Here is a 13,007-nt window from a genome sequence, read left to right as displayed (position 1 = left end):
ACAGTTATTCACATCCATAAAAAAACGGCGCCTTGTGCATAACAAGACGCCGTTTTTATTAACTCTTATCAGACTTAGTGACCGCCTAAATAAGCCTCTCTCACTTCAGGGTTAACCAGTAACTCATCACCGGTCCCTGACATACGAATCTCACCGTTTACCATGACATAACCACGATCAGCTAGCTTCAGAGCATGGTTGGCATTCTGCTCCACTAGAAAGATGGTCATCCCCGTACTGGCAACGTCTTTCAGAATCTCGAAGATCTGCTTCACAATAATGGGGGCCAAACCCAGACTAGGCTCATCCAATAGCAGCAGCTTCGGACGGCTCATCAAGGCTCGAGCTATCGCTAGCATTTGTTGCTCACCACCAGACATAGTAGAGGCACGTTGATTACGACGCTCTTCTAGACGTGGAAATAAGTCAAACATCTTCCGCATGTCTTCTTCCGCATGATCCATACCAATTGGGATGGTCCCCATCAACAGATTTTCTTCCACACTCATCCCTGGGAAGATACGTCGACCTTCTGGCGATTGTGCCAAGCCATGCGAAGCCACATAGTGTGACGACTTTTTAGAAATGTCTTCACCACGATAAATAATCTCACCAGAGGAAATTCTTGGCTGACCAAATATCGACATTAACAGGGTCGATTTACCCGCCCCATTCGCCCCAATTAATGTGACAATTTCCCCTTCGTTTACTGACAAAGAGACCTTTTTCAGAGCTTGAATTGGACCGTAATGAACATCAACCTCTTTAAATTCCATCAAGCTGCTCATAACGTCACCTCTTCACCTTCTTCTGCTCCCAAGTAAGCCGCGATGACTTTTGGATTCGACTTAATGTCCTCAGGACCACCTTTTGCAATCACCTCGCCGTGGTCCAAAACCACTATGTAGTCAGAGATATTCATCACCATGCCCATGTCATGCTCGATCAATAATACTGTGGTATTGTGCTGATCACGCAAAACACGAATCATCTTGGTTAAGGCTTCTGTTTCAGAAGGGTTTAAGCCCGCTGCAGGCTCATCCAGACAAACGATTTCTGGATTGGTGCACATGGCACGAGCAATCTCCAAACGACGTTGCTGACCATAAGAAAGCTCTCCAGCCAAGCGATTGGCAAAATCTTTCAGATCCACTACACCAAGCCAATAAAAAGCCCGCTCGAGCGCCTCCTCTTCTGACTTTTTATAGGCTTTGGTATTCAAAATACCAGCGATTAAACTGCGATTTGCACGCATGTGTTGCGCCACCAACAAGTTTTCAACCACCGACATTTCTTTAAACAAACGAATGTTTTGGAAAGTACGTGACAAGCCAGCGCGATTTACCAAGTGCGAACCACCAAACATCTTATATTTAAGACGCTTCGCAAAAGCAACTGGGTTTAAAAAGTCACTCGCTTGAAAGGGTTCACCCAAGACTTGAATCACACTGGTGGTTTTACCACAAGCATCCAACATAATGTTACCGCCAGTGGCTTTATAGAAACCAGTCAGACAGTTAAAAACCGTGGTTTTACCCGCACCATTTGGACCAATTAATGCTGAAACCGAGCCTCGTTTGATTTCAAAATTCACATCATTTAACGCTTTAATACCGCCAAAATGCATGACCAAATTGTCTACTTTTAAGATACTGTCTTGGCTCATTTTACATTCCCCTCACGCTGCTCTACACCAGTACGAGTCATACGCACTAGACCACGAGGTTTCCAAATCATCATTAATACCATCAACATACCGAAAGCAAGCACACGATAGTCAGCAAACTCCCTCAATAATTCAGGTGCAACGGTCAGAACAAAAGCGGCAATGACCACACCCAAGGTCGAGCCCATTCCACCTAATACGACAATGGCGAGAATCAATGCAGACTCAAAGAAAGTAAAGGATGAAGGGTTAACAAAACCTTGGTAAGTAGCAAAGAATACCCCTGCCAAACCACCAGTGGATGCACCGATCATAAAGGCTGACAGCTTCACCAACACATGATTTAAACCCAATGAACGACAGGCAATTTCATCTTCACGCAAGGCTTCCCAGGCGCGACCAATAGGCATTTTAGTAAGGCGTTTTTTAACATACAGAACCCCTAACACCACCAACAACAACACTAAATAAATAAAGATATATTTATAAACGGAGCTATAAGGGATACCAAAAAACTCATGGAAAGGCACATGTCCTTCACTAGCACGACGCTTAAACTCCATACCAAAAAAGGTTGGTAAAGGCGCGTTCATGCCATTAGGGCCTTGAGTTACTTCCGTCCAGTTGGTCAATACCAAGCGAATGATTTCACCGAAGCCAAGAGTCACAATAGCCAAGTAATCACCGTGCATACGCAACACTGGAAAGCCAAGAATGGCTCCAAATATGGCGGCAATAATGGCCGAAATCGGCAACATAGACCAAAACCCTAGTCCAAGGTGTTCATACCCCAACGCCAATCCATAAGCACCAATGGCATAAAACCCTACGAAGCCTAAATCCAATAACCCAGCAAGACCAACCACTATGTTCAAGCCAAGCCCCAACAGGACATAGATCAACCCTAAAATCACCACGGTCAAAATGTACTTCGAAGCAATAAAGGGCACGAGTAAAGCAATGACAATGGTCAGAGGAATAATCCAACGTAATTTGGATTTATGACCCGGTGGCAACACATGCACACCTTCCTCTTTTGAACTGTGTTTATATAGGAATGCAGCCCCTTTCGATGTTTGGAAAAAGACAGAAGCAGCCAAACGACCAGCCATCACTGTCAATACAATCCACATCAGACGTTCTGGCTCTGCATTAAAGTCATAACCATCTAGCACAATGCCGACAATGGGACCAAAGACGATGAGCGCCAATAACCCTGCAATAACGGCATCTATTACACTTTTTTTGTAATTAATACTTACCACTGCTTGGCTCATTACACCTTCTCCACTTCAGGTTTACCCAACAGGCCACTTGGTCGGAAGATCAAGATAATGACTAGCAAAGAGAAAGAGAAAACGTCTTTATAATCTGAGCTAATCAAGCCAGCAAACAAGGCTTCAGATAGGCCGAGAATGATGCCGCCCAACATAGCGCCAGGCAACGAACCAATGCCACCTAACACCGCAGCGGTGAAGGCTTTAATGCCAATAATAAACCCGACATAGAAATCAAAACCGCCATAATCAAGGGTTACTAGAACACCAGCTAAAGCTGCCATAGTGGCACCAATAACAAATACGGTTGAAATGATCTTGTCGGTATCTATACCCAAAATAGACGCCATTTTAGGGTCTTGTTGAGTAGCACGACACATACGACCTAATTTGGTTTTCTGGATGATATAGGTCAGCACGCCCATACCAATAAAGGAAGCACACAAAATAAACAGCTTCATATAAGTCAGCTGTACAAAGCCATCACCCACATCAAAACGAATTGCACCAGACAATAAAGTTGGCACCCCTTGCTGTTTTGCACCTTGGCTGATTTGTACATAGTTCTGCAAAATCAGCGACATACCGATGGCTGAAATTAAGATAGAAAGACGACTAGAGCCGCGCAAAGGACGGTAAGCCACACGCTCGATCACCCAGCCATAAACGCCCGTCACAAAAATCGTAAAAATGAGTGTACCTAGGATAACAACAGGAAAAGACTCAATACCAAAGAAAGAAAGCAATGCAATCGCAATTGCCGTTACATAAGCGGACACCATGTACACATCGCCGTGGGCGAAGTTGATCATACCAATGATCCCATAAACCATGGTGTACCCAATCGCAATAAGCCCATACACGGAGCCAAGGGAAAGCCCGTTAACCAGTTGCTGGAGAATGATATCCATCAAAAACCTCTTGGGAACATAAACAGAAAGGCACATGGGCCAGCGATATTCGGCCAGCCCATGATTTTTAGAGAGCAGTAAATTACATGTCTAGCATGCTGTATTTGCCTTTGTCATCCCACTCGTACATCACGTAGTCAGACACCAGCAAGTCACCTTTTTCATCAAAAGACTTGGTTCCCATAACCGTTTCCACTTTATGGCCATGTAGCCAGTCAGCGGCTTTAATCGGATCCAGATCCGCTTGTTTAAGCGCTTCCGCAACCACTTGCATCGCAGCATAGGAATACATCACATAACCTTCTGGCTCGATACCATCAGCACGGAATTGATTCACAACTTCTTTACCAGCGGCGTAAGAGGTTGGATCCGCACCAAAGGTCATCAAAACACCATCGACATACTTAGGCGAGCCAGCAACTGACACAAATTCCTCCGATACAATACCGTCACCAGAGATGAATACCGCTTTGGAACCTTGCTCACGCAATTGGCGAACAAACGGACCGGCTTCAGAGTGCAGACCACCGAAGTAAACGACGTCAGCATCAACGGAACGGATTTTCGTCACTAGGGCGTTAAAGTCTTTTTCACCACGAGTCAGACCTTCATACAGCACTTCTTTCACGCCATAAGCATTCAAAGTCGATTTCATGGCATCCGCCAAACCTTTACCGTAAGTGCCTTTGTCATGAATAACAGCGACGTTTTTTGCTCCTAGTGTGTCTACAATATAGCTGGCAGCAACATCACCTTGCTGATCATCACGACCACATACACGGAACACATTTGGCAAGCCTCGATCTGTATAACCAGGGTTAGTAGAGGCAGGCGTTACCTGTAATACACCCGCTTCTTCATAAATGTTAGAAGCTGGGATTGAAGAAGAAGAACAGAAGTGACCAACCACAGCGACGGCTTCATCAGAATCCACCAAGCGGTTAGCAACAGAGACGGCTTGCTTAGGTTCACAAGCATCATCCGCTTTTACCAGTTTAATCATTTCACCATCGATACCGCCAGCGTCGTTAATCGCTTTAGCAGCAGCGGAAGCCCCATTCCATAGCTGAGCACCAAATGCTGCATAAGCCCCTGTATGAGGACCCGCAACGCCGATGACCACGTCCGCATGCGCCAGTGTGACTGAACCTGCGACAGCAAGAGATACCAATGTTTTTCTAATTACCGCATTTGACATAAGAAAAGCCTCTACTCGTTTTGTGTTTTATCGTTATTATCCAAAAGCAAGAAGCGTTCCAATCAATACTAAACCCTAAATCTTGTATTGAAAAAGGAAACTGCCATGCAATTATTCAAGAAATGTGCACTAGAATAAAGCTACACATTAATGTTTGTTTAAAGTTTGGTCAATAGTGGTGCACTGCTATTTCCAACAAAATTAAAATAATCCACCACATAAAAACATATAGCGAGATGAATCCACTAGAAAAGCACAGAAAAATGGAATTTATGACTGACGTGAGAAAGCCTTCGCACCGCGCCATAACATGGTATGAAGACAAATAAGGAAGACTGTTGGACACTGTATTTAAAGATAGATCAATACAGCCTTTATAACTTAGTACAAAGTGCAGGAAAAAAATTGCAAAAAAGTACGGTTTTTATATCGAAAAAGTCTGGGTCACTTATTTTTTACAGCCACAGAGGGGATTGACGATTCAAGCAACTCTGAAAGTGCCACTAAGCGCACGCCATCTTGCTGTAAATCTGCCAGCCTATGCTGTAAATAGGTCATGGTTTCAGGATAAGGATGGCCAATAGCCAACGCACTTCCATGACGACGAGCCAGCTTCAATAAACGAGAAAATTGCTTGTCGATGGCTTTTTCCGTACGAATGTTATCCAAAAAAACATCTCGACGAACGGTTCTCAAGCCATGCTCTTTTGCCGTTTTCTCCGCCACGCTGTCAGGGCTGGTTAGACTGTCGATAAAAAACAGGGAACGTGCTTTCAACACTTCCATCACCCATTTCATGGATTCTAGCTTCGTTGTCAACAAACTGCCCATATGATTATTCGCCCCTTGAATCCCAGGAAGGCCTTCAAGGTCTTTAATCAGCACCGCTTTTAATTCTTGCTCAGACATCTTGGCATAAAGCCCACCTGGCCCAAGCTTTAACTCTCTTTGATTTTCCATCGGTGCATGCAATAACGTTGTACGTAATTGCGCTTGCGCCCGTGTTGCGGTTTGGTGGGCATAAGGTGTTTCAGGCAAAATAGCTAAGGCCACCTCAGTTGGTAACGCTAAAGACGATTCCATACCACGACGGTTGTACCCCAAATCATCGATTAGAATCGCAATCTTAGGAGGTTTAGGATGCTCATCCACAATTTTTTTTGTGGCCATCAAGTCAGCCTTATCGAAAGACGTTTTATCAGGCTGAGTCAGTGTTGGTGCCGATAAAACATTGGGTACTGTTTCAGGTGAGAGTAAAATTGGCGCTATGATAGGTTGCCAAGTGTGCTCTGAATCAATAATAGGATACGACTGCTCAAGACTTTTTGGCTCAGGCGAGACAGGTAAAACTGGGCCAAGCCACTCTGGCTGTTTCGGCATTTTTTGCTCAGGTAGCGCCAAATACTCACTTAAATCGAAAACCTCTTCCGTTTTAGCAGGCTGTTGCAAAGTAACATAATTGTCCACGGCCCAAGCCGCGGGCAAGAAAAACGCATTACTAAAAATAAAAAATATAAGCAAAGACGCCAGCTTAGCACCGGCGTCCATTAGACATGTTTTCACAGGGTACATCACGATTATTGAATGAGTTTAGGAAGCGTCTTTAACAAGGTGACCGCTTGGAATAATTGAAAATCTGTTTTCGCCAGTTCAGCAATGCCGGTTTCCACATCCGCACTGGTTCGCTCCTCGCCCCCAGTGCCATTACCAAGGTGGCCTTTTAACTCAGCCTCTTTGACAAAAAATTGCCCTTCATCAAAGCTCAAGCTGGCTTGCGGAACCACTAAATCTGGCTGAATCCCCTGCGCCTGAATAGAGCGACCATTTGGCGTGTAATACAAGGCTGTGGTTAATTTCACAGCATCGCCATTAGACAGTGGCACCACCGTTTGAACGGACCCTTTACCAAAAGTTTCCGTCCCTAAAATCACCGCTCGCTGATGATCTTGTAGGGCACCGGCAACAATCTCAGAGGCAGAAGCTGAGCCTTCATTAACCAATACGACCAAAGGCACTTTCTCAAATAAGGTCGTACGACGGCTTGCCACAAACTGACTTTTCGACATGTCATGACGCCCATCGGTATAAACAATCATGCCGGAATCAATAAAGGCATCTACCACGCCAACGGCACTTTGTAATACGCCGCCAGGGTTATTGCGTAAATCCAATACCACACCTTGAATGCTTTTCTCTGCTTTTAACGCTTTGATGGCGTTATTAAACTCATCAGCGGTATCACTTTGGAACTGACTGATACGGAAATACGCAATGGCATCTTCCAACCATTTATAGGAAACACTAGCATCTTCAACCAAACGTCGCGTCAATTCAAATTGCTGAATCTCACCATTGCGTTCAATATCTAGACTCACCTCAGTGCCCACCTCGCCTCGCATCAAGGTGATGATATCCTGCATCCCTAAATCTGTAATCAGTGTGTTGTTAATACGCACGATCACATCACCCGGTAAAATCCCAGCTTCAGAGGCGGCGGAACCATCAATTGGCGTGACAACCGTCAGACGCTTGTCTTTCATCTCTACTTCAACACCAATGCCTGCATAATTACCTGACGTCAGCTCATTAAATTCAACCAACTCAGTTTTGGTAAAGTACTCAGAATGAGGATCAAGCCCTGCCGCCATGCCTTTTAAGGCCTTATGAAGAATTTCCTCATCTGACATGACTTCAACATACCCTTCACGAATGGTTTCGAAGGTTTCAACGAAGGATTGGATTTCCGCCGTGGGTAAAACAGAATCTTGGTTTGCGTCAGCAGCAAAAGCAACGGGCGTAAAACTCGCCAACAAACATACCGACATGCCATAACGCAGAAAATTGACCATATTCATTCCTATAAACTGTTCTTTAACCTGATACCCAAGACAATGGGTTCAGCGGCGCACCATTGTGTCGTATCGCAAAGAATAAGGCGCTATCAGGGCGACCACCTGTACTACCAGCCATGGCTACAATATCATTAGCGCCAACCCATTCGCCAACTTCTTTTAGTAAACTTTGATTATAACCGTACATAGACATATAGCCGTCACCATGGTCCAAAATCAGCAAAAAGCCAAAACCACGCATCCAATCCGCGAACACCACTCGACCTTGTGAAATCGCTCGCACTGGATCACCCTCTTGAGCTTTTAGAGTGACGCCCCCTAAATCAATACCGCCACTCGAAGGCAGTTTTGCCATACGTTTTAATGGGTTAACTAACTGACCGCGAAGCGAAGCAAAGGGAATTTCAGGGTCGGGGATTTGAATATCGGCTAAGGCTTCTTCCAATTGCTGCAACAAAGCTTGTAGGTTTTGCTGGTCTTGTTTCAACTGCTTAGCTTTTTGACCCCCTTTGGCAAGGTCACTGTCCAACTTAGCCAACAAGGTACGTCGCTGAGACTGCTGAGAAAGTAAGCTTTTACGTTGTGCTTTCAGCTCCACTTCTTCTCGCGCTTGCTGGGCACGATGACTGCGAATGCTTTTTTCAACCAAATTGAGATCATTCACTTCGGTAATAAAACCATTAATCAATGACTGACGAGCATTCGAAAAGTAACGGTTATACTGCACTAATCGCTGTGCATCTTCTGAATTATCACCGTTTAAAAAGAGCTTAATACTTTCTTCTTTGCCTGAACGATAAACCGCCCTTAATTGGGCGGCTATTTGATCATTTTGTTGCTGGATGCTTAATTGCAGAGACCGTTGTTGAATCCTCAACTCACTCAGCTGCTGTTCGCCTTTTTTGAGACTGTCTTGAATGCTTTGGATCTTCTTCAAGAGCTCTTGAATGTCTTTCTCTTTTCCTTCGAGTTGCTTTTCCACATCCGAACGTTCTGATTTGATTTCTTTCAGCCAGCTATTGAGCTTTTTCAAATCTTTTTGCAAAGCTTGAATCTGCTGTTTCGCTTCCTCTGGCGTCTGTGGTTCCCCTGCCGCCAAGCTCACGCTTGGTAGCAGAAGAAAGCACAATAGAAATGAACGTATAAACCCTATCATTATGGCCTCATGAGCGCGTTAAAAGACTCACGCCTGTCATTTCGCTAGGAATGTCCATGCCCATCATATCCAACAAAGTGGGTGCTAGGTCACACAAAGAGCCTTCGTTAAGACCAACACCTTGAGCCGCTGAATACAACACTAAAGGCACAGGACCATTTGTGTGCGATGTCAAAGGCTGGCTACCATCTTCACTTAACATTTGCTCAACGTTACCATGATCCGCCGTAATCAAACATTGTCCGCCGTTCACGTCTAATGCCGCCATAATTCGACCAAGGCAGGCATCCACTGCTTCCACCGCTTTTACCGCAGCGTCAAAAATACCACTGTGCCCTACCATGTCGCCGTTGGCGAAATTACAAATGATGGTGTCGTATTTGCCAGCTTCGATCACTTCCACCAGCTTATCTGTGACTTCTGGGGCACTCATTTCTGGCTGTAAGTCATAGGTTGCGACATTGGGTGATGGAATCAATTCACGCTCCTCACCATCAAACAACGCTTCCTCACCACCATTAAAGAAGAAAGTAACGTGTGCGTATTTTTCGGTTTCCGCAATACGTAATTGCTTCTTGCCTTGGTTCGCTAACACTTCACCCAAAGTATTTTTTAGTGACTCGGGTGGGAACGCCACATCTGCTGCAATATCAGACGCATACTCTGTAAAGGTCACGAAAGCAGAAAGGGTTGGCAACACTTCACGCGCAAAACCATCGAAGCTTGGATCCGTAAAGGCACGCGTCAATTGACGAGCGCGATCTGGACGGAAGTTAGCAAACACGATGGCGTCACCATCTTCAACCTTAACGGCGTCTCCAATCACAGACGCTTTTACAAATTCATCGTTTTCGTCTCGCTCGTAAGCCGCTTGAACCGCTTGTTCAGCCGTCTCGGCTTGAAACTCACCTTTACCTAATACAATGGCATCGTACGCAGTTTGAACTCGCTCCCAACGATTGTCTCGGTCCATGGCGTAGTAACGCCCGGTCAAGGTCGCGATTTTACCAACGCCCAATTCAACCAGCTTACTCTCAAGTTCTGCAACTGGCGTTTGTGCAGAACGAGGCGGCGTATCGCGACCATCCGTAAAGCCGTGTACATAAATGGCTTTCGCGCCACGCTTCGCAGCCAACTCACACATTGCCATGATTTGTTCGTGATGACTGTGTACACCACCATCCGATAACAAGCCTAAAATATGAACGGCTTTTCCGGCTGCTACGGCTTTATCTACAGCATTCACCAATGCAGAATTTTCAAAAAACGAACCATCTTCAATGGCTTTACCGATGCGTGTGAAGTTTTGATAAACCACTCGACCCGCACCAAGGTTCATGTGACCCACTTCTGAGTTGCCCATCTGACCATCAGGTAAGCCCACGGCTAAACCAGACGTTTTGATCAAAGTATGAGGGTAATTTGCCCAAAGCTTGTCCCAGTTAGGTGTATTTGCTGCTTCAATCGCGTTGGATTTAGAGGTTTCACTGTAGCCCCACCCATCAAGGATGAAAAGTGCTGTGGTTTTTTTGTTCATGGTAATCTATCCCGTAAATTGATCATGATTATTATTTGATACTATCACAGGCATGTAATTTTGTTACAGACTGCCCAACCTATTCAGGCCATTAATTTTGTTTATGGTGCTCTAACGTCGCTAAAAGCCAATCACGAAAAACCACCACTTGTTCAAGGTCGGCCTTATCAACTGGATACGACAGCAGGTATTCATGGGGCGTCGCCACAGGCCCACCAAACGGTGCGACCAGTTCACCACTGGCCAGACTTTTTTGCGCTAAAATACAAGGTAAAATAGCCACCCCCATGCTGTTCTTCGCGGCTTCCAAAAGCATATGAAAATGCGCAAACGAAGCCCCCGCAAACGAACCACTTTCTAAACCTTGCGATACCATCCAATCTGGCCATGCATTAATTCTCGACGACAAATGCAAAAATGGAAATTGAGTCACATCTTCTGCTTGCCAGACAGACTTACTCACGTCCATTCGTTCTAGCAACAACGGAGAGCACACAGCTAAAACATCTTCTCTCATTAACTGGTGAGACACGGCTCTCGGCCAGTGATCGCCACCGTAATGCAAAATCACATCCACCGCATCAGGGTCGATTTTAGCAGCATCGTCTAATGAACGAACTTTGATTTGGAACTGTGGATGAAGGCGCTGAAACTCGGCTAACAATGGCATTAACCAATATGATGCTAAGGTAGGTAAAGCCGATAAGGTTAAAGTGGTTTTTTCGTCTTCACGATGTAACATTCGTAACGAGGCGTTTTCCATTCGATCCAGCAGAGGTACGACTTCTTTATAATAAGCCGCCCCTGTTCCCGTCAGCACCAGTCGCTTATTAAGCCGAATAAAAAGGTCGCGGGAAAGAAACTCTTCAAGATTGCGAATTTGACGACTGACGGCACTTTGAGTCAAATGCAACTCTTCTGCAGCCTTGGTAAAGCTTAAATGTCTAACCGACGCTTCAAAACACTTCAAAGCCGTAGAGGATGGGATATAACGACGCATGCTAGGCGCTACTCATTCGCTGGAAACATAAGTCAACCACTGTATCCTATAACGCCAAAATTCCCAACCAGTAATAAGCAAATAACGCGTAAAATCGCACCAAAAAGATGCAAGCATTTCAACAACCGCTAACGCAAAGCATGTACTTGCTGTCCAAGGTGATACGTTTGCGCCCCCAGTTCATAAAAAATTCGTTGAATTTCACGAAATGGAATGTCTTTAAGCTTTGTCATCGGTATGGACAACGTTTCTCGTTGCCCCGTTATCCATTGCGCTAATTCCATCCCCATCACAGTACCGGGGCCAATACCTCGTCCACTGTAGCCAGAAATGCTCAACAAACCTTCTTTCAGCTGCTGACAATGAGGCAAGTGATCTGCACTGTAGGCAATATTTCCCGTCCAACTGTACTCCCAAGCCAATTCGCCCAGCGCAGGAAAGAGCTCTCTTACTCTTTGGGATGCCCAATTTGACAAGACTCGCCCTTCTGCTCCCATGCCGCCAAAAATCAGCCGTCCTCGCTGGTCTAAACGAAAAGAACTCATCACAGTACAAGTGTCCCAAACGCCCTCTTTATTAGGCAACACCTGAGCCAACTGAGAAGAAGTTAATGGCTGGCTCGCTAATTGAGAGTATGCGATGGGGACAAATTTACTCGACTGATTCGCTACACCATGTTGGCAGTAGGCATTAGTGGCTAAAATCACCTTATTGGCTGCCACTTCCCCATGCGGTGTTTTGACTAACCAGTTGCCTTGCGATGACGTCAAATCGGTCACAGGGGAACACTCAAATAATTTCGCCCCTTCTTTTAAAGCGGCTTTGGCCAACCCTCGAACATAAGACAAGGGCTGAATGGTTCCCGCTCTGGGATCAAACAAAGCTCCATTAAACTTATCTGAGCCGATGCGCGCTTGAGCGTCTTTTGCAGCCAATAAACTAACAGGTGCCCCACGCTGTTTTAACTGAGCAAAACGACGCTCTAATTGCGCCAAGCCTGCCTGACCAACGCCCGCATGCAAAGTGCCATTACGAGTCGCCTCACAATCAATGTCATATTCCTCAATGAGTTTAAATACAAACTCTGGTGCCGCTGCAAGTGCATCATACATTTGACGCCCAGCCTCTTTGCCAAGCTGTTTATCGAGTAAATCCGGTTCTAGCCACACTCCGGCATTGACCAAGCCCACATTCCGCCCTGAGCCACCGTAACCAAGCTCATCCGCTTCCAGTAATAGCACCGCAATACCTTCTTTTGCCAAATGCAATGCCGTCGATAGCCCAGTAAAACCACCACCAACAATCACCACATCGACCTGATGCGATCCCTCTAAAGCTCTCAACTGAGGTGCATCTGTCGCACTTGCTCGCCACAGGGACTGACAACCGGATCCCATCATTTTTCAACCC

Annotated in this window: 11 protein-coding genes; all 11 read right to left on the bottom strand. The window is 45.5% G+C overall.

The window, feature by feature from the left end; all coding sequences use genetic code 11:
• Window positions 1-74 precede the first annotated feature (74 nt).
• Window positions 75-788 carry an ABC transporter ATP-binding protein gene (locus tag DFP76_RS03820; RefSeq protein ID WP_113873348.1) on the bottom strand — a complete coding sequence of 238 codons (714 nt, stop codon included), beginning with the start codon at window positions 786-788 and terminating at the stop codon, window positions 75-77.
• Window positions 785-1,666, bottom strand: coding sequence for an ABC transporter ATP-binding protein (locus tag DFP76_RS03815; RefSeq protein ID WP_113873347.1), 882 nt, complete (start codon window positions 1,664-1,666; stop codon window positions 785-787). Before DFP76_RS03815 ends, DFP76_RS03820 begins: the two co-directional genes overlap by 4 nt.
• Window positions 1,663-2,943, bottom strand: coding sequence for a high-affinity branched-chain amino acid ABC transporter permease LivM (gene livM, locus DFP76_RS03810; RefSeq protein WP_113873346.1), 1,281 nt, complete (start codon window positions 2,941-2,943; stop codon window positions 1,663-1,665). Before livM ends, DFP76_RS03815 begins: the two co-directional genes overlap by 4 nt.
• Complete coding sequence (locus tag DFP76_RS03805) at window positions 2,943-3,854, bottom strand: ABC transporter permease subunit (RefSeq protein WP_063332502.1); 912 nt, start codon at window positions 3,852-3,854, stop codon at window positions 2,943-2,945. The genes livM and DFP76_RS03805 overlap by 1 nt, the downstream gene beginning before the upstream one ends.
• An 82-nt stretch (window positions 3,855-3,936) precedes the next feature.
• Window positions 3,937-5,052, bottom strand: a complete 1,116-nt coding sequence (locus DFP76_RS03800) for a branched-chain amino acid ABC transporter substrate-binding protein (RefSeq protein ID WP_113873345.1) — start codon at window positions 5,050-5,052, stop codon at window positions 3,937-3,939.
• A gap of 444 nt (window positions 5,053-5,496) precedes the next feature.
• Complete coding sequence (locus tag DFP76_RS03795; protein WP_113873344.1) at window positions 5,497-6,624, bottom strand: divergent polysaccharide deacetylase family protein; 1,128 nt, start codon at window positions 6,622-6,624, stop codon at window positions 5,497-5,499.
• A 5-nt stretch (window positions 6,625-6,629) separates the two neighbouring features.
• A complete protein-coding gene (locus tag DFP76_RS03790; RefSeq protein WP_113873343.1) occupies window positions 6,630-7,901 on the bottom strand; it encodes a S41 family peptidase in 1,272 nt (423 codons plus the stop codon).
• 22 nt (window positions 7,902-7,923) lie between these two features.
• On the bottom strand, window positions 7,924-9,060 hold the full coding sequence (locus tag DFP76_RS03785) for a murein hydrolase activator EnvC family protein (RefSeq protein ID WP_113873342.1): 1,137 nt from the start codon (window positions 9,058-9,060) through the stop codon (window positions 7,924-7,926).
• Between the two features lie 7 nt (window positions 9,061-9,067).
• The gene (gene gpmI, locus DFP76_RS03780) at window positions 9,068-10,597 is read right to left on the bottom strand and encodes a 2,3-bisphosphoglycerate-independent phosphoglycerate mutase (protein ID WP_113873341.1); all 1,530 of its coding nucleotides are present in this window, start codon (window positions 10,595-10,597) and stop codon (window positions 9,068-9,070) included.
• A gap of 91 nt (window positions 10,598-10,688) precedes the next feature.
• On the bottom strand, window positions 10,689-11,597 hold the full coding sequence (locus DFP76_RS03775) for a LysR substrate-binding domain-containing protein (protein ID WP_113873340.1): 909 nt from the start codon (window positions 11,595-11,597) through the stop codon (window positions 10,689-10,691).
• A gap of 128 nt (window positions 11,598-11,725) precedes the next feature.
• Entirely contained in the window at window positions 11,726-12,997 is a 1,272-nt protein-coding gene (locus DFP76_RS03770; protein ID WP_113873339.1) for an NAD(P)/FAD-dependent oxidoreductase, read from the bottom strand.
• Window positions 12,998-13,007 lie beyond the last annotated feature (10 nt).

Origin of the sequence: Marinomonas aquiplantarum, from assembly GCF_003314975.1 — a bacterium.
GTDB classification, from domain to species: Bacteria; Pseudomonadota; Gammaproteobacteria; order Pseudomonadales; family Marinomonadaceae; genus Marinomonas; species Marinomonas aquiplantarum.
The sequence above is the reverse complement of the archived record's forward strand: the minus strand, read 5'-3'. Positions and strand labels throughout refer to the sequence as shown.